Genomic DNA, 23,534 nt, shown 5'->3' with positions numbered 1-23,534 from the left:
GCTATTCTTTTTTTGACTGAATTAAAAGGAGAGATTGGCGCCCAGTGAGTAAATTCTTGGAACCGGGTAACTGGAATAGTCGATACCAGGTACCAGTGCGCCGCTTCCGCCCTTGCCCATGTAGTTGGTTACTTCAGGGTTGCCGCTGTAGTTGGTAAACAGGATGGCATTCTGCACACTTACATATACCCTGGCACTTTCCACAAATCCCATCTTCGGAAGGGCATAGCCCAGCGTGATATTTTTCACCCATGCATAATTGTTTTTCTCTACAGTCAGTGAGCTTACGTCGCGATACATTACCCTGCCACGGCCGGAACCATTGGTGGTAGGCACTTTGCCATTGCCTGGATTGGATTCAGATCTCCACCTGTTAGCTACATCTTTCCGTACATTAAATACACCATCAATGTTACCATTGTAATCATTGGTGGCATGTAAACGGTCGGCGCCCATAGAGCCCACTACCAATACACGCAGATCAAATTTTTTGTAATTCAGGATATTGGTTAAGCCCCAGTTGAAGTCGGGGTAAGGATTACCGATGATCGCAAAGTCTTCCCGCGGATTGATCACCCCGTTGCCGTTGATATCCTTGAAGCGGATATTGCCGGGAATAGCGCCGGGGAAAGCCGGGCCTTTATCTACTTCTCCCTGGTTCTGGTAAATGCCGTCAAATACATATCCGTACAGCATAGCCAGCGGCTGGCCTATGATGCTCACATTGGTGGGATTACCTTCACTGCTGTTGCCGGAATAGATAGGGGCATTGTCTTTTCCCAATGCCAGCACCTTGTTGCGGTTGAAGGCAATGTTAAAGTTAGTGGTCCAGGTAAAAGATTTAGTTTCTATGTTACGGGAAGAAATGCCGATTTCCAGTCCCTTGTTTTCCATATCGCCACTGTTTTCAGTTACGGTAGTAAAGCCGCTGGACTGCGGTACTTCTACGTTTAACAGCAGGTCCTGTGTATTTCTTTTATAGGCATCGATAGTCAGGTAGATGCGGTCTTTCAGCAAACCAACGTCAACGCCTATATTTAATTCACGCATTCTTTCCCATCCAAGATTTGGATTGCCGAGCGTGTTCATTACACGGCCACCATTCAGCGCTCCGCCCAGTACATAATCGCTGGTACCGATGCTGCTCATGTAGGTGTAGTTACCGATATTGAAGTTCCCGGAGAAGCCATAGGAAGCCCTTATTTTCAGGTCGCTGAATACACGGGACGACTTCATGAAATCTTCCTGTGAAACACGCCACCCCAAAGCTACAGACGGGAACGTACCCCAGCGGTTGTTGGGACCAAAGCGGGAAGAACCATCACTTCTCACAGTAGCCGTTACCAGGTATTTATCTTTATAAGCATAATTTACCCTGGCTAAGTAAGACAATAATGCCCATTCTGTTTTATCAGTTACATCAGGATTATTGGTAAGGGTAGCTGCACCGTTGATGGTTTTGATATCATCATCCGGGAAGTTGGCTGCATTGATACCCACATTTTGTTCCTTCTGTGATTGCACACTGTATCCCAGCAATCCGGTAATAGCATGCCCGTTGCTGCTGTTGTACTGATAAGTGAGCGTATTTTCATTCAGCCAGTTCAGATAGTTTCCGCTGATGTAGCCTCCGGAAGGAATACTTGGCGGTGCAGCATTGGTACTACCAATGGTGGAGGGCCGGAAGTATTCGCTGCTTCCTTCCTGGTAATCTACGTTGAAGGTGGATTTAAATTTCAGGTTCTTTATAATTTCATATTCTCCGTAGGTATTAAAAAGAATCCGGGTGCTCTTGGATCTGTTGGTTACCTCATTGAGCATCATTACCGGGTTAGGAAGACCAAAAGTACCCGGGCTCTGGATATATTCATTATAGCTGCCATCTGCTTTATAGATAGGCTCTATCGGACTGGCAATACCAAAAACGCCTTCGCGGCCTTCACCGTTAGTGTTGCCCTTACGGGTGGTATATGAAGGGGCCACGTTGAAGCCTACTTTAAATCTGTCTGAAAGATTAGCGTCTACATTGGCCCTTACGGTAAAACGTCTGTAGCCTGAGTTGATGATCACCCCATCCTGGTTGTAATAACCTGCGGAGACATAAGTCCTGATTTTATCGGTACCGCCACTTACGCTCAGGTTAATATCCTGCATGGGCGCGGTACGTGTAATGGCGTCAAACCAGTCGGTACCTTTGCCGATCAGTTCAGGATGGCGGTAAATTTCCGGTATGTCTGCATCCGTTGGTTCCCGGTGCTCGGTAAAACGGATATTATCTTCAATCGCTTCTTTTCTGAACTGGGCAAATTCCTGTCCGTTCATCAGGTTAGGGCGTCCTTTGTCCGGGATAGACTGGATACCGTAATTGGCAGAGAGCTGTACCCGGGGAAGGCCGGAGGTGCCTCGTTTGGTAGTGATCAGTACCACGCCGTTAGCGCCCCTGGAACCATAAATAGCGGTAGCGGAAGCATCTTTCAACACCGCCATAGATTCAATATCCTGCGGGTTAATAGCGTTCATAGGATCTGATACCTGGTCGGAAGAAGACGCCAGCGGATAACCATCTACCACATATAGTGGCTGGCTGCCTGCGCCCACTGCGCCGATGCCGCGTACCTGCACCTGTGGACCGCCACCGGGAATACCATTGGAGGTACTCACCTGGATACCGGCAATCTGGCCGGCCAGTGCCTGATCCGGACCGGCAACAGGCATGTCTTTAATGTTCCTCATGGTAACAATGCCAACAGATCCTGTTACATCTTTTTTCTGTTGTGTACCATAACCTACTACCACTACCTGGTTAAGTACTTTATTGCTTGGTTCCAGCTGTGCGCTGATGCGGGTACGGGTACCCACGTGATAAGTTTTGCTTGCATAACCGATTATGCTAAAAACAAGAGAGTCGGACGGGCCGGCGGAAATGGTATATCTGCCATTCGCATCAGTGAATGCACCCTGGCCGGTGCCTTTAACGCCAACGGTTACACTGGGAAGCGGCGAGCCCGTTCCGGCATCTGTTACCTGGCCGCCAACGTTATTCTTTTGTGCATAGGTGAAAGTGCTGATGAATAACAAGGCAGAACAAGTGAAGCCAAAACGTGCGAGGCAGGAAGATCCTTTTTGATAAAGGATAGAAGTTCTGATCATAACGAGTGGAATTTGGTTTGATGAAACGGCATTACTTTACGGAAATAAATTTAGCGGAAGAATAATACATTCCTGTCCTGTTGCGTCCTGTACTGTCCTGTACTGTCCTGTATCAGGGCGTGTTAACTGTTATGAAAGAGGCGTTTGTAAAAGCCGGAAAATATTGCTACTTTCCACTGCATTTACTAAAATGCAGACAGTTAAAAATCTGATGTATGATCATGAACAGAAAAAGCCTGAAACTGGTAGCCCTGTTTGCCATATTGGGCACTACGGCTTTTGCACAGAATACCACGGACGCTGATGCCGCCGCAAAAGAAAAGAAGCAACGCGAAGAACTGATGAAACAGGACTGGGCCTGTTTAAAATGTTTCCAGGAAGCCAACGCCCAGGTGGGCGCGCCCAAACCGGGCGAACAGCGGGTGGTATTTATGGGAAATTCCATTACCATCGGATGGGGAAGCCTGAACCCGGAGTTTTTTGAAGGCAAACCCTATATCAACCGGGGCATCAGCGGGCAAACCACGCCACAAATGCTGATCCGCTTCCGCCCGGATGTCATCAACCTGAAACCGAAAGTAGTAGTGATCCTCGCGGGCACCAACGATATCGCGGGGAATACCGGCTATACCCCGGTGGAAACAATTTTTGGTAACATTGTATCGATGGCGGAACTGGCTAAGGCAAATGGTATCAGGGTGGTGTTGTCGTCCGTAATACCAGCGTTTGATTATCCATGGCGCAAAGGACTGGAGCCGGTTGGGAAGATTGCCGACCTGAATGAGCGTCTTAAAAACTATGCCGCCAAAAACAACTGCGTATACCTGGACTATTACACTGCAATGGCCGATGAAAGAAAAGGGCTGAAAGCCGACCTGACATCTGACGGTGTACACCCGAACAAAGCTGGCTACCTCGTGATGGGGCCACTGGCGGAAAAAGCAATAGCCATCGCATTAAAAAAGAGATAAATTGACAACCCGTTCATTCATTCTTACCGGCATCCTGGCATTGGCAACGGGATTGGTTACCGCACAGCAATCACTTTCCGCCAGGCTGGATTCCCTGTTAACGATCAAAAGTCCCCGCCCGTTCAACGGGGTAGTGCTGATTACACAAAACGGGAAAACGCTGTACGCCAAAAGCTATGGCTTCGCCAACCGCGAAACAAAGCAGGCGCTGAACATCAACGACCCGTTTATCATTATGTCCGTTACCAAGCAAATAACGGCCGTAATGGTATTGCAAGAAGTGGAAAAAGGACGTATCCAACTACAGCAAACATTGCATTCCTATCTCCCGGAAATAAAAGATAGCTGGGCAGACAGCATTACCATCCACCAGTTGCTCAATCACACTTCCGGCGTGGTGTGGTTTGATGCGCCGCTGGCTTTCCGTCCCGGAACAAAATACGCTTATTCCAACTTCGGTTATTCGCTGCTGAAATCCGTACTGGAACGTACTACCGGTAAGCCCTATACGGAGTTGGCAGCTGCCTTGTTTAAAAAATCCGGCATGACGCACTCCGGTATCACCGGCCATATACCAGCAGTAAAGGGCTACCGGGAAACACCGTCTGGTGGCCTGGAAGCAAGCACCGATACTATACCAGACTGGCACTATGCTGGTGCGGGCGTGGTATCCACTGCCCGCGACCTGGTACGCTGGAATGAACTATTGTATGGCGGAAAGTTACTGAAAGACAGCAGCTACCAGTTGATGACGCATGTTTGGGAACACCGGCAGCACACCGTATACGGGTCTATAGGAACCGGCTATGGTATTGTGGTAAGCGACGATAAGCAGGAGATGGGACACACCGGGTATATGCCGGAGATGGGATTTACGCTCATCAATTTCTACTATCCGGCAACCCGTGCCAGTCTTGTTGTTATGGAGAACGCCGGCTACAGCGAAAAAGATATACCCAGGGCTTATTTCTTTGAAAGAAGCATCCGCGAAATATTATTACCAACTGTTATAAAGAAGCAATAACAGCTATTTACATAATTCCGCTGCGGTGATATGTTATTTTTTTGTTGTAACGTTTTCTTATTCAGATATTTTGTTGTAGTTTCATTACTCACCAAAGAAAAGGAGGTATTCATGCTATCTACAGAATATTCATGGACACCTAAGGTTAATTTAGTTTAACCCGGGCGGCTCCATTAGAGAATCTGTTAACGCTTTGGCGTTAAAGGCATCCTGGCATAGCCGGGATGCCTTTTTCTTTGTTATATAATATTTTTATATTTTTGTGAGATGTATAACGCATTGGTTACCCCAAAGCAACAAATTATAACACATGGCTTTTATTATGGTGGACGTTGAAACAGACGGTCCCATTCCCGGCGATTATTCTATGATTTCTTTTGGCGCCGTCCTTGTAAATGAACAACTGAATCAATCTTTTTACGGTCAGCTAAAACCCATTTCCGCTAAATTTATTCCCGAAGCACTGGCAGTATCCAGTCACACGCGTGAAGAAACCCTCGACTTTAATGATCCCGCACAGGTGATGCAGGATTTTAAGCAATGGATCACTTCCGTTAGTAAGGACCGCCCCGTTTTTATCAGCGATAACAACGGTTTCGACTGGATGTTTATCTGTTGGTATTTTCATCATTTTATTGGTGAAAACCCCTTTGGATTCAGTTCCCAAAATCTTGGAAGTTTGTATAAAGGCATCACGAAAGATACTTTCCAGACTTTCAAACACCTGCGCAAAACAACCCATACGCATCACCCGGTAGATGATGCAAAAGGTAATGCAGAAGCCCTGCTTACCATGAAACGCGAAATGGGTCTGAAAATTAAACTGTAGCTACGTCCGCAAACTTTTAACCGGGTTCACCAGCCCGGCTTTCACCGACTGATAAGCGATAGTGGCTCCTGCTATTAATACAGATACCGAGATCGCAACAAGGAAAGTACCGCCACCGATATGGGTCTGATAGGCAAAATTGTCCAGCCAGCGCGTCATCACAAACCAGGCGACAGGCGCCGCCACACAAAAGGAAACAAAGATCAACAGGATAAATTCTTTTGCAAATAATCCGACAATATTCAGGAGGGATGCCCCTAATACTTTACGGATACCTACTTCTTTGGTACGTTGAACCGCTGCAAAGGCCACCAGGCCATATAATCCGAGGCATCCAATGATGATGGCCAGTGAGGAAAACAGCTTAAATGCGGTGTATATTTTTTGCTCCTGTATATACATGCCGGCGATACGGTCGTCCAGGAATTGATACTCAAACTGGTTTTCTGTAAATAATGCAGACCATAATTTATCTATACCTGCAATGGTATTCCGCATTTCAGTGGGCTTGATCCGGACATTGACCGTTCCGAAACCGCGGGCACTGTATTCCAGTACACAAGGTCTTCTCTTTTTATACCGGGATTCACTCTGGAAATCTTTCACCACACCCGTGATCAGCGCAGGGCCATCGTTGATGTAAAAATGTATTCCCAGTGCTTTCTCCGGGTTCTGAATCCCCATTTTATGGATCATTGTTTCGTTTACAAGCACCCTGCGAAGCGTGTCTGCATCTGTACCTGGGCGGATCTTTTCGCCTGCCAGTAACTGTATCGAAAACATGTCCATATATTGTTCGTCGATTGCTTTTACTTCGGTTACATCACCTTCCGTAAGTCCTACCTCGGGGCAGCGGAACCCGCCGAAGTTGCTTCCGTTTACCGGTGAGCCGGAGGCAAAGCTCAGCTGCGCTACACCGGGATTGGCAAGCAATTGCTCCTTTAAAATATCCCGCTTATTCCTGTCGGGTACCGGGAAAGAAACGACTGCTTCTTTGTTAAAGCCCAGGTCCTGGTTCTGGAGAAAGTCCATCTGGTAACCAACTATCAGCGTACCCGCAATCAGTATCTGGGAAATGCCAAACTGGGTGGATACCAATATCTTTCTTAATCCTAATCCCCGGAATGTAGTACCTGTACTGCTTTTAAGGGATGCTGCGGGTTGAAAGGCCGACTGCACAAAAGCGGGATACAAGCCAGCTAAAAGTATAACCGTTACCGTTATTGCCGCCAATACGGCAACAATTACCGGTTGCATTAATTGCGATACCCCGATCTTCACGTTCATCCAGGTGGCTACAAATGGCAGCAAAACTCCTGCTGATATGGTTCCCAGCACAACTGCGATCAACACCAGTAAAGTTGTTTCACCCAGGAATTGACGGATGAGCTGACCGCGGTAAGCCCCCAGCACTTTACGTACGCCTACTTCCTTTGCGCGGCGTATAGCCTGCGCCGTAGCCATATTGATGAAATTGATACAGGCCGTGATGATGATAAACAGGGCCACCATTGCAAGGCCCCAATAGGTTTCCCTGCTGGTGGTAGGACTGGCAGGGTTACCCAGATAGCGCTGATCAAAATGGATTTCCTTTAACGGCTGTAATAACAGTTTTGCTCCGGCAGCAACATCGGCGCCCCAGTTTTTGGTAATAAAGGCGGGCATCCTGGCCTGCAGCTTCGCTACGTTATAATGTTCAGGCAGCACCACAAATGCACTGCCGCCATTGATGTTGTAAAACGAGGCCTGCTCCAGCACTTCCTTCCTGATGGTTTCGTAGGAGGCCAGGAATACAAAAGGTTGACTGGTATTGCCCGGCAGGTCTTCAATAATACCGGTTACCTTAAGATTAAACTGGTTGTTCAGGTTAATCACCTGGCCCATTGGATCCTTACTACCAAAGTATTTTCCGGCAATGCTTCGTGTGAGCACCACCTGGTTGGGTTCCGACAATGCAGTGCGCGGATCTCCGGCCAGCCAGTGATAATCAAATATCTGAAGGAAAGAAGCATCTGCAAAAGCAAACCCTTTTTCATTGTACCGCGTATCACCCGCTTTTACCAGCCCGGTGATCTGGTACCAGTATTGCGACACCTGCTCCAGTTCGGGAAAGTCGTTGCGCAGGGCGGGTACTACTGCCAGCGAGGTACTGGGATTATAATCGAGGGCATTTAATGTTACACGGTAAATGCGATCCGCTTTTTTGTGGAAGCTGTCATAACTCAACTCATTTTTTACAATGAGAAAGATGATCAGGCAGGCGGCAATACTGAGCGTTAAGCCAAATACATTGAGAAATGTATAGCTGAAATTCCGCGTGATCGTCCTGAAAGCTGTTTTAATATAACTGCTGAACATGGAATGCAATTTATAGAATGGAACTTACTTTCCGCGAAGTAAATGCCATTATATTAAAATGCTGGTTTTCAGTAGATAAAGAGGTGTTGAAGAATTAAGAATGTCCGGTTTTGAAGGGTGGGTGTCCGGTTCCGGACATTATTTTAATAATTTCTTCCTTAAAGAATACACGTAAAAATCCTCTACTTTTTTGCGTGCCCACGGTGTTTTGCGAAGAAATTTTAAACTGCTTTGCACAGATGGATTGCTGATAAAGCAATTGATCCTTACCTGGTATCCCAGTTCTTCCCAGCCATAGCTCTCATAAAGATGTGTCACTATTTTTTCCAGTGTAAGTCCGTGCAGCGGGTCTTTGGATGCGCCTGGTGTGTCCATGTTGTTCCGTTTTTTATGGCCCAAAGGTAAGTTAATTACAAAGATGCCCGCATGGTTACATAAAACGGTACTTCTATCTGTGCGCGGGAATTATCCAGGATCAGCTGTGCAGCCATTTCCCCCATACATTTAAAGTCGGTGGAAATAGTGGTGATGCCGTTGAGGATGAATTTCTTCAACGGCGTTTCGTTATAGGAAATGATCCCTACATCCTTGCCTATCTTCAGGTTTAAGGAAATGATCCTTTCTATCAGCAAGACCAGGTCGTTTTCCCGCAGGTTAATATATACATCTCCCGGCTGAATATTTTCTTCTCCTATTTCTTCTACTTTTTTACTGTTGAAAGCATAGTTCTGGCAGAACTGCATAAATCCTTCGTAAATTTCTTCTGGGTAATAGGTATTGTCGGGGTAAATGATTTTAATGGTGTGGTATTGCTGTAGCTTGTCCCTGGCCTGTTCCAGGGCGCCGTAAATATCTTCCTGGAAATTTTCATATACTGCGCCGTATTCGCCGGTTACGCCTTTCAGCTTTTTATCCAGCAGGATCAGTTTCTCTTTCGGGATGGTATTGATCACTTCATCAACATGTTCCCATCTTTCCCGGAAGTGCGGAAGTATCACAATATGTGTATATTCATTGATATTTTGTGATAACAGTTTTTTAAAAAGACTAAAATCGCTGTTATAAATATAGAAGTCGATATTAGCCTGTTCTCCCAGCTTGCCTGCAAACGAATCATAGATGATTTTTTTGTGCTCGCTCAGTTTGTTGAACAGGAGCAGTATCTTATATTGCTGGTCAAGATTGGTTTGCGACACATAGTAGCCTTTTCCGGGTACGGACCCCAGGATACCCAGTCCCTTCAGGTATTTGTATGCTTTTTCTGCGGTATCCCTCGAAATTTCAAAGGCGTAACTGACTTCATTGATGGACGGCAGTATATCATCCTGCTGCACTTTCTTGTCTACAATAGCTTTGATGATAGAGTTGGCCAGCTGGTAATATTTAGGCGTAGCAGAAAAATCATCAATAAAAAGGTATTTAAAAATCGGATGCTGTTTCATGGCTCATCAGGTATTAATCCGTGGAATTAGCTATCAGGTGCTGACATGGCTGTTTTCCCGACAATGATAGTGATTTAATTCTACAAATACTATCTCCTGCCGGAACCATGACAGTCCATGACAGTTTTAAAAGTTACATGTTTTATTTTTATGAAACTTTAATCTCCACGTTACAAATTACTATATCATTATGCAGGCTTTACTGGGAGTTTTATTTCACTTTATAGGTGGGTTCGCATCGGGAAGTTTCTATATCCCTTACAAAAAGGTAAAGGGATGGAGCTGGGAAAGTTACTGGATTGTTGGCGGGATCTTCTCCTGGCTGGTGGTACCGCTGGTAGCTGCCTGGTTAACGGTTCCGGGTTTTATGGATATTATCCGTAATACGGAAGGTACTATTCTTTTCTGGACCTATTTCCTGGGCGTATTGTGGGGTATCGGTGGTTTAACGTTCGGGTTATCCATGCGTTACCTTGGTATGTCGCTGGGAATGGCGGTAGCACTGGGCTTTTGTTCCGCTTTTGGCGCGCTGATACCACCCATTTACCGCGGCCTGTTTACAGACGACCCCAATACGCTGGGCGCTATGCTGCATAGCAGCAGGGGATTGTATGTATTATCCGGTGTGGCGGTATGCCTGGTGGGGATTGCTATTTGCGGAAGAGCGGGTATGCTGAAGGAAAAGGAACTCACCGGTGAGCAGAAAACTGAAAGCATCCTCGAATTTGACCTCCGTAAAGGGCTGGCGGTAGCCATTGTTTCCGGTATCCTGAGCGCCTGTATGAGTTTTGCCATTACTGCCGGCAACAGCATGGGTAAGGCAGCGGTGGCCAACAATGCCAATCCTTTGTTCCGGAACAATGTTATTTTTGTAGTGATTATGCTGGGAGGGCTCACCACCAATTTTATCTGGTGCATGCTGCTCAACAGGCGTAACCGCTCATTTAATGACTATACAAACAAAAGCACCCCGCTGGTAAAGAACTACTTGTTTGCAGCAATCGCCGGTACTACCTGGTTCCTGCAATTCTTTTTTTATGGGATGGGAGAAAGTAAACTGGGCAATGATGCCAGCTCCTGGATCCTGCACATGGCTTTTATTATCCTGATTTCCGGTATGTGGGGCTTTGTGCTGAAGGAATGGAAAAATGCCAGTAAAAAAACATTCGCTACTATCTCCCTGGGTATATTCACCATCATTCTTTCTGTAATCCTGGTCGGATATGGTAATTCTTTAGAAAATTAACCCTCAGCATTATCGCAATTAAAAACGTAAAAATTATAGAGTATGTCTTTAGATGGAACTACTACGCAATTCAGGCATGTCAGCTATTTATGGGATGAAGCAACAGCCGCCGCTATGGCTGGTGACGAAGTAGCCTTGCTGATCTATCGTTCCAATTTACTCGGCGCAGACCTCCGGTTGACAAATTACGGCGGTGGCAACACCTCCTGTAAAGCCACCGCAAAAGATCCTTTAACGGGAGAACCGGTAGAAGTGATGTGGGTAAAAGGCTCCGGCGGAGACCTGGGCACGCTCAAAAAAAGTGGCCTCGCTGCCCTGTATGTAGATCGTCTCCGCAGCCTGCAAAATATTTACAGGGGAATAGCGCATGAAGACGAAATGGTGGAATTGTTTAACCACTGCATTTATGATCTCAGCTCAAAAGCGCCCTCCATTGATACTCCACTGCATGGTTTTCTTCCTTTTAAGCATATCGATCACCTCCATCCGGATGCTGCCATTGCTATTGCAGCGGCAAAAGACGGCCGGAAAATCACGCAGGAGCTGTTTAACGGCGCCATTGGCTGGGTACCCTGGCAAAAGCCCGGATTTGACCTCGGATTGCAGTTAAAACAATGCCTCGATGAAAATCCCGGTATCCGTGGTATCATGCTGGGCTCTCACGGTCTGTTCACCTGGGGCGACACTGCTTACGAAAGTTATATCAATACCCTGGAAGTAATTGAACGCTGCGCGGAATACCTGCAGGAAAATACCGGTCGCAATAAACCGGTGTTTGGCGGCGCTAAAATACAATCACTGTCGCCCGACTATCGCAAAGCCCAGGCCGCTGCACTGGCGCCGGTTTTACGCGGATACTGCTCTTCTCAGCAGAAAATGGTAGGACACTTCACCGATGATCCGAGAGTGCTTGAATTTATCAACTCCAATGACCTCGACAGGCTCGCACCCCTGGGTACCAGTTGCCCCGATCACTTCCTGCGTACGAAGATCAGCCCGCTGGTACTGAACCTCCTGCCGGATGCGGACCTGAAAGAAGTGACCACCGTGAAAACATCCCTGGCGCCATTATTTACCGCCTACCGGGAAATGTATAAAGAATACTACGATACCTGCAAACATCCCAACAGCCCGGCAATGCGCGATCCTAACCCCGTGGTGATCCTGTATCCCGGCGTAGGCATGTTCACATTTGCAAAAGATAAACAAACCGCCAGGGTGGCCGCTGAATTTTATATCAACGCCATCAACGTAATGAAAGGCGCGGAAGCCATCTCTGAATACACCTCCCTGCCACGGCAGGAAGCATTTAATATTGAATACTGGTTGCTGGAAGAAGCCAAGCTGCAACGCATGCCAAAGCCCAAAGCGCTTACGGGCAGAATAGCCCTGGTAACCGGCAGCGCTGGCGGCATTGGTAAAGCCATCGCTAAAAAGTTCGCGGAAGAAGGCGCCGTAGTGGTGATCAACGATAATGATGCACAACGACTGGCATCAGCCACCGAAGAGTTTAATAAGCTGTACGGAAAAGATGTATTTGCCGCCGACCTGCTCGATGTAACTGATTCCGTATCTATTCATAAAACCTTTAACACCGCAGTACTGGCCTTTGGCGGGGTGGATATCATTGTAAACTGCGCCGGGCTGTCGATCTCCAAACCACTGGAAGATCATACGGAAAAAGACTGGGACCTGCTGTACGATGTACTGGTGAAAGGACAATTCCTCGTTACACAAACCGGCGTAGAAATCATGCGCAAGCAGGATACCGGCGGAGATGTACTGAACATCGTTAGTAAAAACGCATTGGTTTCCGGTCCTAACAATGCAGGATATGGATCAGCCAAAGCAGCGCAGCTGCACCTGAGCCGTCTTAATGCCGCTGAACTGGGCAAAGATCGTATACGCGTGAACGTAGTGAACCCTGATGCGGTGATTTCCGATAGTAAAATATGGGCCGGCGCCTGGGCGGAAGGCCGCGCCAAAGCATATGGCGTAAAGGTGGAAGAGCTACCTGCATTCTATGCAAAGCGCACCCTGCTGAATGAAATCATTGTACCGGAAGATATTGCCAACGCCTGCTATGCTTTTGTAGGCGGATTACTTAACAAGGCTACCGGCAATGTGCTGAATGTGGATGGTGGAGTAGCAATGGCTTTTGTGAGATAAAAATATTGTTTTATCTGCGTTAAAAAGGATCCTCATGAGAATCGAAAAATATAGGATAGAAGAACATAATCAGGCCGGAATGGCAGCGCAGCAGCGGGCATTTGAATATCTCTCCGGGGAAATTAAAAATGTGCCTGAAATATTGCAGCAGCTGATCGCTTTCCAGGTGGGCATTCCCAGCTGGGCGCTCGGAACCGGTGGTACCCGCTTTGGCCGTTTCCCCGGCGGCGGTGAACCCCGGAACCTGGAGGAAAAGATCGAGGATATTGGGTTGATTCATCAGTTAAACCGCTCCAGCGGCGCCATTTCCCTGCACATCCCCTGGGATATTCCATCCAATCCTGCACATATCAAAGCAATGGCTGCACAGCACGGCCTCCGCTTTGATGCGATGAACTCCAACACTTTCCAGGATCAGCCGGGGCAGGAGTGGAGCTATAAATTCGGCTCGCTGCAGCATGTCAATAAAGATGTCCGTAAACAAGCCATTGAACATAATATAGAAGTGATCCGTCATGGTATAGAACTGGGCTCCGACGCACTCACTGTGTGGCTGTCTGATGGTTCCTGCTTCCCCGGTCAGCTGAATTTCCGTCATGCTTTCCAGAATACGCTGGAAGGGTTGCAGGAAATTTATGCGGCGCTGCCGGATCACTGGAAAATGTTCGTGGAATACAAAGCCGCAGAACCTAATTTTTATTCCACTACGGTGGGCGACTGGGGACAGTCGCTCCTCTATGCCAATAAACTGGGTCCCAAAGCCTATACGCTGGTAGATCTCGGACACCACCTGCCCAATGCCAACATTGAGCAGATCGTAGCCCTGCTGCTAATGGAAGGTAAACTCGGCGGCTTCCATTTCAACGATTCCAAGTATGGCGACGATGACCTCACCGTAGGGAGCATCAAACCCTACCAGCTGTTCCTGATTTTCAATGAACTGGTGGAAGGAATGGATGCCCGCGGCATGAATCATACTACCGACCTGGGCTGGATGATAGATGCCTCGCACAACGTGAAAGATCCGCTGGAGGATCTGCTGCAATCTGTGGAAGCAATCATGATCACCTATGCGCAGGCGTTGCTGGTAGACCGTAAGAAACTGCTGGCTGCACAACAGAACAACGATGTGGTTACCGCGCAGGAAGTATTACAGCAGGCGTTCCGTACCGATGTACGCTCCCTGGTGGCAGCCGCGAGGATACAGGCCGGCGGTGCATTGAATCCGTTAGCTTTATATCGTGCTGAAAAAGTAAGAGAACACCTGATCCGTGAAAGAGGCGCTAAAACAATGGCGACTGGTTTGTAATTTAAATGTGTCTATGAACGAAATTCCCGTTATTGCTATTTTTGATGTTGGAAAAACCAACAAAAAACTGTTTCTCTTTGATGAACAGTACCGGATCATCTTTGAGCGGACAGCCCGTTTTACGGAAACCGTGGATGAAGATGGCGCGCCCTGTGAAAACCTGGAAAGCCTCCGGCTCTCCGTATTTGATTCCCTGAGAGAAGTATTCAGCAGAAAAGATGTAACGATTAAAGCGATCAACTTTTCAACCTATGGCGCAAGCCTGGTGTACATCGATGAAGAAGGGCGCCCATTAACTCCATTGTACAACTACCTGAAGGAATATCCGGAGGAATTGAGTCAGCAGTTTTACAGTAACTATGGTGGTAAAACCGCTTTCTCTGTACAAACGGCGTCACCGGTATTGGGAAGTCTCAATTCCGGTATGCAGCTGTACCGGCTGAAGTACGAACAACCGGAAGTATTCAGCCGAATGAAGTATGCGCTGCACCTGCCGCAATACATGAGCTTCCTGCTGTCGGGTATCGCCTGCTCAGATATCACGAGTGTTGGCTGTCATACCAACCTGTGGGATTTTAAACAAAACAATTATCATTCGTGGTTAATAAAGGAAGGGGTGCTGGAAAAGCTGGCGCCTCTTTTTTCTTCGGGAGAAGTAATGCCCGCTGCCTTTCCGGGTAACAGCTATGCAGTAGGCACAGGGTTGCACGACAGCTCCGCTGCACTCATTCCTTACCTGGTAAATTTTCATGAACCCTTTGTACTGATATCCACCGGCACCTGGTGCATCAGCTTAAATCCATTTAGCGACACACCACTTACGCCGGAGGAACTAGAGGCAGATTGTTTATGTTATATGTCCTTCCAGGGCAAGCCGGTAAAGGCTTCCCGGCTTTTTGCCGGTTATGAGCATGAACAGCAGGTAAAGCGCATTGCAACCCACTTTGATCAGCATACCGGCAGGTATCGCGGGGTAGCGTATGATGGCAGCATCATCCGCCAGTTAAAAGAAAGGAATAAGCAGGACACGCCGCAGCTGGAGGCCGACCAGCAACGGATGCAGGCATCTGTATTCGGACAGCGGGATCTCGATACTTTTTCTTCAGATACAGAAGCTTATCATCAACTGATGCTGGACATTGCCAGTCAGCAATACATCGCTACCAGCAGGGTATTGAAAGGCGCCCGCGTAAAACGTATATTCGTTGACGGTGGGTTCAGTAAAAATGTCATCTATATGAATCTGCTGGCCGCTCTGTTCCCCGACATTGAAATCTTTGCTGCCTCTATGGCGCAGGCTACTGCAATGGGAGCAGCACTGGCCATCCATTCATCCTGGAACAGCAAGCCCATGCCCAACGATTTGATAGAACTGAAATATTATTCGGTGACACATGATGCTACTTTATGAAGTTTTGATTATCATTACTGCCAATAAATAATATTATGCGCGCCCTCCTTATCCTGCTTTTCAGCTTCGCTGCCATTGTTACCAATGCTCAAACCGTAATGCCGTTATACAACGGGCTTCCTCCCGGCGGAATTGCCGCACCGGATGAGGAAGTAACAGACAAAGACAATAACCGCACAAATACCAGTGTGCCTACTTTAACGGCTTACCTGCCGTCAAAGGAAAAGGCTACCGGTACAGCGGTATTAATTTGCCCGGGTGGCGGCTATCGCGCGGTAGTGTTTCAGCGGGAAGGGCTCAACATCGCTGAGTATTTTGTGAAGCAAGGCATCGCTGCCTTTGTACTCAAATACCGCTTACCGGATGATAAGATCATGCAGGATAAAAGCAGCGGTCCTTTGCAGGATGCCCAGGAAGCCATGAAAATAATCCGCTCGCATGCCGCTGAATGGAACATCGATAATAATCGCGTAGGCATTATGGGATTCTCTGCCGGCGGACACCTGGCTTCCACAACAGGTACACATTTCAATAAGCCGGTGCTGGCAGCCAATGCGGGCATCAACCTGCGTCCCGATTTTATGATCCTGGTGTACCCCGTGATCAGCATGGAAAAGAACCTCACCCATCCCGGTTCCCGTTTGCGGCTACTCGGCAGTCAGCCGGGAGAAGAGGCCATAAAAAATTACTCCAACGACCGGCAGGTAACACCGCAAACACCACCCACCATCCTGTTTCATACCGGCGATGATACCGTGGTAGATGTAGATAACAGTCTCCTTTTTTACCAGGCCCTGCGCCATCAGCACGTACCAGCGGAAATGCATATTTATCCCGAAGGCAACCACGGCTTTGTATTGAAGCTGCCAACAGACGTATGGATGCAGATTACCATGAAATGGCTGGGCCGCATGGGTATGCTCAACCCGGGCAATCCATTGCTGCAGGGAGGTACAGGACAGTTATACTGATAACGTTTTTTACTTTGGGAGATATCCTGAAATAGCCTGTTGCTGACAATAGTTCCGCAACGGGGCAGCTGGTGCTATAACTTTTACGGTTAAACGAAGATTCAAAGTATGTATACTCCTGTTATAAAAAAGTACGGCGCCGCTGCGCTGCTGTTGTCGGCTGCATTAACTGCCAGTGGACAGCAAACACCTTTACACCGCGGATTTGTAACACCACCGGATAGCGTTAAACCAAGTGTATACTGGTACTGGATGAGTGATAATATTTCGCAGGAAGGCGTAAAGCAGGATGTGGAAGCAATGGTGAAAGTGGGCATTGGCCGGGCTTTTATCGGTAATATAGGTTATCCGAAAGAAGAGGTTCCCTACGGAAAGGTAAAGCTGTTTTCTGACGAATGGTGGCAGGTAACCCGTACGGCTATACGTACTGCCTCAGAAAAGGGGCTGGATATTGGCCTGTTCAACAGCCCGGGATGGAGCCAGAGTGGCGGCCCCTGGATTAAGCCTTCACAATCGATGCGCTACCTCGCCGGCGAAGAAGTGACTATTCACGGTCCTCAGCAATATACCCAACAGCTGCCAACAGGGCCCGCTGATTTCCAGACGGTGGCTGTAATGGCTTTTCCCGTACCAGACGGCGATGCCGACAATATTGGTAAACATACGCCACGTATCACTTCCAACATCGTGTTTCAGCATATTGAAAAACTAACAGATGGAAACACTACAGAAGAAGTTATCATCACCACACCGGTTGGCCGTCCAACACCGGCTCACATCAACCTGGAAGTAGCCGGCAACTTTACCGCACGGAGCCTCATCATTTACCCGGCAGCAAAGCCTTTCAAAGCACAGTTTGAACTACAGGTAAAAGAAGGGGATAACTGGCGTAGCATAAAGAGCTTTGAATTTGACCGCAGCAACCCGCAAAATAATGTAGGCTTTAAACCCTATGCACCGGTAGCCGTTTCCTTTAAAGCCACTACCGGAAAGCAGTTCAGGCTGGTGATCAGCGAAGGTAATCCTGCGCTGGCAGAAATAAAGCTACTCACGGCGCCACGCATCGAACGCTTTGAAGAAAAGCAGCTGGCCAAAATGTTCCAGACGCCATTGCCGCTATGGAACGAATATCAATGGCCGCAGGAGCCGGAAGTATCCGGCGCCGGATTGATCATTGATCCCACCAAAGTAATTAATCTCACTAAAAATTTATCGGCCAACGGTACCCTCACCTGGAAGGTGCCGGCCGGCAACTGGATAGTAGTGCGTTATGGTATGTTGCCTACGGGCGTTACCAATGGCCCGGCTTCACCGGAAGGCACAGGGCTGGAAATAGACAAGATCAGCGATGAATGGTCGCAGTACCACTATGATGCCTTTGTGGGCAAGATCCGCAAAAGCATTCCTGAAGCGGAACGTACCTCACTCAAATGGGTGGTGGCAGACAGCTATGAAACCGGTTCGCAAAACTGGACAGACGACATGGCGGACGATTTTAAAAAACAATATGGCTATGATCCCTTGCAGTGGCTGCCCGTATTATCCGGAAGGGTAGTAGGCACACCTGATCAATCGGATCGTTTCCTCTGGGATCTGCGCCGCCTGATAGCCGACCGGGTAGCCTATAAATACGTAGCCGGTTTGCGTAACGCCAGTCATAAAGACGGTATGAAGCTATGGCTGGAAAACTACGGCCACTGGGGCTTTCCTTCGGAGTTCCTGAAATACGGCGGCCAGTCGGATGAAGTTGCAGGTGAATTCTGGAATGAAGGCACACTCGGTAATATCGAATGCCGCGCTGCTTCTTCTGCTGCGCATATTTATGGCAAAACAAGAGTAGCCGCAGAATCTTTTACTGCCGGCGGCAACGCGTACGGCCGCTATCCCGCACTGCTGAAGCGTCGTGGCGACTGGTCCTTTACCGAAGGGATTAATCACAGCCTCCTGCATGTGTTTATTGAACAACCCTATGATGATCGTGAACCCGGTGTGAACGCGGGTTTTGGAACAGAGTTTAACAGGAAGAACACCTGGTTTTACCAGGGGAAAGCATTTGTAGATTATATCAGGAGATGTAACTACCTCCTGCAGCAGGGTAAAGCAGTAAATGATGTCGCCTACTTCATCGGGGAAGATGCACCTAAAATGACGGGCGTAAGAAACCCCGAATTACCCAAAGGATATTCCTATGATTACATCAATGCAGAAGTAATCCAGGAACGCCTGCGTGTAAAGGATGGGAAGCTGGTACTGCCGGATGGTATGAGCTATCGTTTATTGGTACTGCCGCAGCTGGAAACCATGCGGCCGGAGCTGCTGGAGAAAATTGCGCAGCTGGTAAAAGAAGGGGCCACTATCCTGGGACCCGCACCCCAACGTTCGCCCAGTTTACAGCAGTATCCGGCTGCAGATGTGAAAGTAAAACGGTTGGCAGCGGAACTGTGGGGCAATAACCACGAGCATCAAAGGAAATATGGCAAAGGACAGGTACTCAGTGGAATGGATATGCCGCAGGCATTGAGCATCCTGCAATTGTCTGCAGATGTGGCGCAGCTGCCGGAACAGGTATTATATACGCATCGCGCCACTGCAGATGGAGAAATATATTTTGTCACCAATCAGTCGGATCAGCAGATCACATTATCGCCTGCCTTCCGCGTGGCGGGTAAACAACCGGAGTGGTGGGATGCAGTAACGGGTGAAACCCGTGACCTGAAGGAGTTTTCGCAGCCATCAGCACATACCGTAGTGCCGTTAACGTTAGCCCCGTATCAGAGTGGATTTATCGTATTCCGTAAGAAGACAGCAACAACAGGCAACGGCGTTAATTTCCCTGAAGCGGTTACGCTAACGCAGTTACAAGGGCCCTGGAAAGTGAGCTTTGATGCGGCAAAGCGGGGACCAGCGCAACCGGTGGTATTTGATCAGTTAACCGATTGGAGTACACACGCCAATGAACAGATCCGTAATTACTCCGGTACAGCTGTTTATGAAATTACTTTTAAGGCAGATGAACTACCGGCGGAATCCACACCATACCTGGATCTTGGCGCCGTGAGTGTAATGGCGGATGTAACCCTGAACGGCATAGCGCTGGGCAACGTATGGACGGCGCCCTACCGCGTAAATGTAAAACATGCATTAAAAAAAGGAGAGAACAAGCTAACCGTAACGGTAGTAAATACCTGGGTAAACCGTCTCATTGGCGACAGCAAACTACCTCTTGCCGAAAGAAAAACATGGAGTAACGTGAACCCATACACGCCAACAGCTACTTATCAGTCTGCCGGCCTGATTGGTCCTGTAAAACTCACTGCGGTAAAGTATTAAGAACATTTAAAGGAACCTGATCACATGAAAATATATAACCGGATCTTACAGGTGGCAGTCGTAATATTATGTGCTGTTTCGTCCCGGGCCCAGCTGCCGCCGGTGTTCGACAGCAGCCGTATGGCCACGGTCCAGGCAACAGCTACCGTTCGCAGGTATTTATCTCCCGAAAAAATTATATGGCAAACACCCAATGCCGGTGAGCACATTATCAACGCGCAACGTTTCCTGTTAGCCGGCAACGGACAAGCCGACCTGGCCAATCAGAACATGTGCATACTGAAAAGCACGGCTGCCGTACATCCTGCCTTGTTGTTTGACTTTGGCAAAGAGCTGCATGGCGGTTTACAACTGGTTACCGGGATGTATAAAAGCGGTAAGCCGGTAAAGTTGCGGGTACGCTTTGGCGAATCCGTAAGTGAAGCGATGAGTGATATTGAGCCCGGAAAGAATGCCACCAACGACCACGCCGTACGCGATATGATGGTGGAAGTGCCGTGGCTGGGCAAACTGGAAGTAGGCAACACCGGTTTCCGTTTCGTCCGGATCGATCTGCTGGATGATAACACGGAACTGCAACTGAAAGAGGTAAGAGCCATCTTTGTATACCGCGATCTGCCTTACCTGGGCTCTTTTAAATGCAGCGATACGTTGCTGAACCAGATCTGGCTGACGGGTGCATACACCGTGCATCTGAACATGCAGGACTATTTATGGGATGGCATTAAACGGGACCGCCTCGTGTGGATTGGTGATATGCATCCCGAAACATCTACTATCAGCGCGGTATTCGGGTATAATGAAGTGGTGCCAAAGAGCCTGGATCTTTCCCGCGATATCACGCCGTTGCCACAGTACATGAACGGCATGGTATCGTATTCCATGTGGTGGGTGCTTATTCAGCGCGACTGGTACCTGCACACCGGTAACCTTGCATATCTGAAACAACAGGCCGCTTACATGAAAGGATTACTCGATCACCTTTCGAAGAAAATAGACGCTAATAACAGTGAAGACCTGCACGACGGTACCCGTTTCCTCGACTGGCCCTCCAGTGAAAATAAACCCGGTATTCATGCAGGACTACAAGCCATGATGATCATGACGCTGGACGCAGGCGCCGCATTGAGTAAAGTGCTCAACGATGTAGTTACGGTGAAGAAGTGCGAAGCCGCTATTGCCCGGCTGAAACAAAATGTGCCCGATGCCAATGGCTCCAAACAGGCCGCTGCATTAATGGCGTTATCAGGTTTGGCGCCTGCAAAAAAGATCAACGATGAAATTATTGGCGTAGGTGGCGTAAAGGATTATTCCACCTTCTATGGTTACTATATGCTACAGGCAAAAGCAAAAGCGGGCGACTACCAGGGAGGGCTAAACGATATCCGCACTTACTGGGGCGCTATGCTGAAACTGGGCGCCACTACGTTCTGGGAGGACTTTAATATGGACTGGCTTCCCAATGCTTCCCGCATTGATGAAATAGTGCCGGCCGGGCAAAAAGATATTCATGGCGACTATGGCGCTTATTGTTATAAAGGTTTCCGTCATAGTTTATGTCATGGCTGGGCCTCCGGGCCTACGCCGTGGCTCACGGAGCATGTACTCGGTATTTCGGTAGTGGCGCCCGGCTGTAAAGTGATTAAGGTGGCGCCTCACCTGGGAGATTTGCAATTTGCAGAGGGAACTTTTCCAACTCCGTATGGCATTGTAACGGTGAAGCATACACGTTTGGCCAACGGGAAGATTAAATCAACGATCAAAGCGCCTGCGCAGGTGAAGGTGATCAGGGAATAGTTTTATTTTTCTTAGGAAGATAAAAAAAGAACGGTCTGCTACGCGCCGTTCTTTTTATTTATGTTGCTGAAATATTTATACCACCGGATGTATCCAGGGACTTCTATACGGCCGTTGCAATAACGCGGTGGCAGCCGGATCACCGGTAATGATCCGTTTTTGCGGGTCATATATTACGGGCCGTCCTGTTTGCATCGAGATATTAGCGAGGATACAGCTGGCAGTGGAAATATGCCCTTCTTCTATATCAGCTACCGGCCTGCTGCCATTTTTAATAGCGCCCAGGAAGTCCAGCATATGCAGGCGCGTAGCCGGTGCAGCGTTTAGCTCAATAGCAGGTTCTGTCAAGTCCTCCGGGTACTTTTCCTTTTCAAACACTACATCTTTATGAATAGGAGTACCGTTGCCTTCAGGGATAAAGTCGTACGACATGGTGCTGGCGGCGAGGGTGCCTTTCTCTCCATACAATTTAAATGACCACGGGTATTTGGGGTCGGCGGCTGTTCCCCAGGTGCGGTGCTGCCATACACAGTTTAATCCGGCGTATTCAAAAATGGCCGACTGTGTATCTGATATATTCGACTTGCCTTCTTTCTGAACATAGATCCCGCCGGTGGAGCTGATGCGTTTAGGCCAGCCCAGTTGCAGCATCCAGCGTACGGTGTCAAACATATGCACGCACATATCACCCATAATACCATTGCCATATTCCATGAAGGTACGCCACCAGCGTACATGTGGTAGTCCATCGTAAGGCCGCAGGGGAGCAGGGCCGGTCCACATGTCGTAGTCGAAATAGTCGGGTACTGCCTGTACGGGGGGATTACCGTTGTTACGCATGTGATAGTAGCAGCACATTTCCACATGTGATATTTTGCCTAGCAGACCGGCATCTACAATTTTCTTTTTGGCATCAATAAGGTGTGGCGTGCTTTTCCGTTGAGTGCCCACCTGCACCACCCGGTTGTATTTGCGGGCGGCCGCCACCATCGCTTCGCCTTCTGTTACATCCACGCTGATAGGTTTCTGTACATATACATTGGCGCCGGCTTTGAGGGCTTCAATGGTTTGCAGGGCATGCCAGTGGTCGGGAGTGCCTATCAATACAATATCCAGTTCATTTTCTGATAGCAGTTTACGGTAATCGGCGTACAGGCGGGGTGTTTCACCGGAGGACTGTCGTTTGCGCACCATTTCTGCAGCGGCCTGCAGCATATTTTTATCCACATCACAAAGGGCTACTACTTTTACCGGCGCTACCTGGATCAGCCGGAATAAATCGCTTTTGCCATACCATCCTGTGCCAATAAGCGCTACCCGTAAAGGTTTCGCCGGGTTGATGAAATCAAGTGCACTGGCGCCGATGGCAGAAAGTGCGAGCGTAGCCGTGGCTCCCTTGAGGAAACGGCGACGGTTAATGTTGAAATGCTCCATAGCGTGGAATAATTAAATAAGGTTTACAAAACTATAGGAGAGAAAGATAATAATTCAGCAGAAGAAATTATAGCCTGCGTATAATATAATGAG

General features: G+C 48.2%; 15 protein-coding genes. 10 read left to right on the top strand and 5 right to left on the bottom strand.

From position 1 onward, the window contains the following. Positions 1–21: 21 nt before the first annotated feature. Positions 22–3,150, bottom strand: a complete 3,129-nt coding sequence (locus tag ACMXI2_RS13190; RefSeq protein WP_483782028.1) for a SusC/RagA family TonB-linked outer membrane protein — start codon at positions 3,148–3,150, stop codon at positions 22–24. Positions 3,151–3,365: 215 nt separating this feature from the next. Here ACMXI2_RS13190 and ACMXI2_RS13185 point away from each other — a divergent pair, with 215 nt between their 5' ends. From ACMXI2_RS13185 to ACMXI2_RS13175, 3 genes are all read left to right on the top strand, one after another. Next, positions 3,366–4,121, top strand: a complete 756-nt coding sequence (locus tag ACMXI2_RS13185; RefSeq protein WP_483782027.1) for an SGNH/GDSL hydrolase family protein — start codon at positions 3,366–3,368, stop codon at positions 4,119–4,121. A 1-nt stretch (position 4,122) separates the two neighbouring features. After that, positions 4,123–5,145, top strand: coding sequence for a serine hydrolase domain-containing protein (locus tag ACMXI2_RS13180; protein ID WP_483782026.1), 1,023 nt, complete (start codon positions 4,123–4,125; stop codon positions 5,143–5,145). A gap of 310 nt (positions 5,146–5,455) precedes the next feature. Further along, positions 5,456–5,974: a 3'-5' exoribonuclease domain-containing protein gene (locus ACMXI2_RS13175; protein WP_483782025.1), complete on the top strand. Its 519-nt coding sequence runs from the start codon at positions 5,456–5,458 to the stop codon at positions 5,972–5,974. Here the strand turns inward: ACMXI2_RS13175 and ACMXI2_RS13170 are convergent, their stop codons facing one another. The 3 genes from ACMXI2_RS13170 to ACMXI2_RS13160 form a co-directional block, all read right to left on the bottom strand. Continuing rightward, positions 5,975–8,332 (bottom strand): ABC transporter permease, encoded by a 2,358-nt coding sequence (locus tag ACMXI2_RS13170; RefSeq protein WP_483782024.1) that lies wholly within the window; start codon positions 8,330–8,332, stop codon positions 5,975–5,977. It abuts the gene before it with no gap. A gap of 138 nt (positions 8,333–8,470) precedes the next feature. Further along, positions 8,471–8,707 carry a VF530 family protein gene (locus ACMXI2_RS13165; RefSeq protein ID WP_079472027.1) on the bottom strand — a complete coding sequence of 79 codons (237 nt, stop codon included), beginning with the start codon at positions 8,705–8,707 and terminating at the stop codon, positions 8,471–8,473. A 35-nt stretch (positions 8,708–8,742) separates the two neighbouring features. Continuing rightward, positions 8,743–9,774, bottom strand: coding sequence for a winged helix-turn-helix domain-containing protein (locus ACMXI2_RS13160; RefSeq protein WP_483782023.1), 1,032 nt, complete (start codon positions 9,772–9,774; stop codon positions 8,743–8,745). Positions 9,775–9,964: 190 nt separating this feature from the next. Here ACMXI2_RS13160 and rhaT point away from each other — a divergent pair, with 190 nt between their 5' ends. From rhaT to ACMXI2_RS13125, 7 genes are all read left to right on the top strand, one after another. After that, a complete protein-coding gene (rhaT, locus tag ACMXI2_RS13155; protein ID WP_483782022.1) occupies positions 9,965–11,020 on the top strand; it encodes an L-rhamnose/proton symporter RhaT in 1,056 nt (351 codons plus the stop codon). Between the two features lie 42 nt (positions 11,021–11,062). Further along, positions 11,063–13,189, top strand: coding sequence for a bifunctional aldolase/short-chain dehydrogenase (locus ACMXI2_RS13150; RefSeq protein ID WP_483782021.1), 2,127 nt, complete (start codon positions 11,063–11,065; stop codon positions 13,187–13,189). A 34-nt stretch (positions 13,190–13,223) separates the two neighbouring features. Continuing rightward, on the top strand, positions 13,224–14,498 hold the full coding sequence (locus ACMXI2_RS13145; protein WP_483782020.1) for a sugar isomerase: 1,275 nt from the start codon (positions 13,224–13,226) through the stop codon (positions 14,496–14,498). Positions 14,499–14,511: 13 nt separating this feature from the next. Further along, positions 14,512–15,909, top strand: coding sequence for an FGGY-family carbohydrate kinase (locus ACMXI2_RS13140; protein WP_483782019.1), 1,398 nt, complete (start codon positions 14,512–14,514; stop codon positions 15,907–15,909). A 35-nt stretch (positions 15,910–15,944) separates the two neighbouring features. Next, positions 15,945–16,880, top strand: coding sequence for an alpha/beta hydrolase (locus tag ACMXI2_RS13135; RefSeq protein WP_483782018.1), 936 nt, complete (start codon positions 15,945–15,947; stop codon positions 16,878–16,880). 108 nt (positions 16,881–16,988) lie between these two features. Then, positions 16,989–20,210: a glycosyl hydrolase gene (locus tag ACMXI2_RS13130; protein WP_483782017.1), complete on the top strand. Its 3,222-nt coding sequence runs from the start codon at positions 16,989–16,991 to the stop codon at positions 20,208–20,210. 24 nt (positions 20,211–20,234) lie between these two features. Next, on the top strand, positions 20,235–22,007 hold the full coding sequence (locus tag ACMXI2_RS13125) for an alpha-L-rhamnosidase-related protein (RefSeq protein ID WP_483782016.1): 1,773 nt from the start codon (positions 20,235–20,237) through the stop codon (positions 22,005–22,007). 75 nt (positions 22,008–22,082) lie between these two features. Here ACMXI2_RS13125 and ACMXI2_RS13120 read toward each other — a convergent pair whose 3' ends face one another. Beyond that, entirely contained in the window at positions 22,083–23,441 is a 1,359-nt protein-coding gene (locus ACMXI2_RS13120; RefSeq protein ID WP_483782015.1) for a Gfo/Idh/MocA family oxidoreductase, read from the bottom strand. Positions 23,442–23,534 lie beyond the last annotated feature (93 nt).

Source organism: Chitinophaga sp. G7 BAM 1005 (genome assembly GCF_057126945.1).
Note: the sequence above shows the minus strand (reverse complement) of the source record. Positions and strands in the feature narration are given on the sequence as shown.

What these genes read in the sequence shown, in the direction of transcription:
- ACMXI2_RS13190 (WP_483782028.1), bottom strand. Translation starts at nt 3,150, where the DNA reads ATGATCAGAACTTCTATCCTTTATCAAAAAGGATCTTCCTGCCTCGCA.
- ACMXI2_RS13185 (WP_483782027.1), top strand. Translation starts at nt 3,366, where the DNA reads ATGATCATGAACAGAAAAAGCCTGAAACTGGTAGCCCTGTTTGCCATA.
- ACMXI2_RS13175 (WP_483782025.1), top strand. Translation starts at nt 5,456, where the DNA reads ATGGCTTTTATTATGGTGGACGTTGAAACAGACGGTCCCATTCCCGGC.
- ACMXI2_RS13170 (WP_483782024.1), bottom strand. Translation starts at nt 8,332, where the DNA reads ATGTTCAGCAGTTATATTAAAACAGCTTTCAGGACGATCACGCGGAAT.
- ACMXI2_RS13165 (WP_079472027.1), bottom strand. Translation starts at nt 8,707, where the DNA reads ATGGACACACCAGGCGCATCCAAAGACCCGCTGCACGGACTTACACTG.
- ACMXI2_RS13160 (WP_483782023.1), bottom strand. Translation starts at nt 9,774, where the DNA reads ATGAAACAGCATCCGATTTTTAAATACCTTTTTATTGATGATTTTTCT.
- rhaT (WP_483782022.1), top strand. Translation starts at nt 9,965, where the DNA reads ATGCAGGCTTTACTGGGAGTTTTATTTCACTTTATAGGTGGGTTCGCA.
- ACMXI2_RS13150 (WP_483782021.1), top strand. Translation starts at nt 11,063, where the DNA reads ATGTCTTTAGATGGAACTACTACGCAATTCAGGCATGTCAGCTATTTA.
- ACMXI2_RS13145 (WP_483782020.1), top strand. Translation starts at nt 13,224, where the DNA reads ATGAGAATCGAAAAATATAGGATAGAAGAACATAATCAGGCCGGAATG.
- ACMXI2_RS13140 (WP_483782019.1), top strand. Translation starts at nt 14,512, where the DNA reads ATGAACGAAATTCCCGTTATTGCTATTTTTGATGTTGGAAAAACCAAC.
- ACMXI2_RS13135 (WP_483782018.1), top strand. Translation starts at nt 15,945, where the DNA reads ATGCGCGCCCTCCTTATCCTGCTTTTCAGCTTCGCTGCCATTGTTACC.
- ACMXI2_RS13130 (WP_483782017.1), top strand. Translation starts at nt 16,989, where the DNA reads ATGTATACTCCTGTTATAAAAAAGTACGGCGCCGCTGCGCTGCTGTTG.
- ACMXI2_RS13125 (WP_483782016.1), top strand. Translation starts at nt 20,235, where the DNA reads ATGAAAATATATAACCGGATCTTACAGGTGGCAGTCGTAATATTATGT.
- ACMXI2_RS13120 (WP_483782015.1), bottom strand. Translation starts at nt 23,441, where the DNA reads ATGGAGCATTTCAACATTAACCGTCGCCGTTTCCTCAAGGGAGCCACG.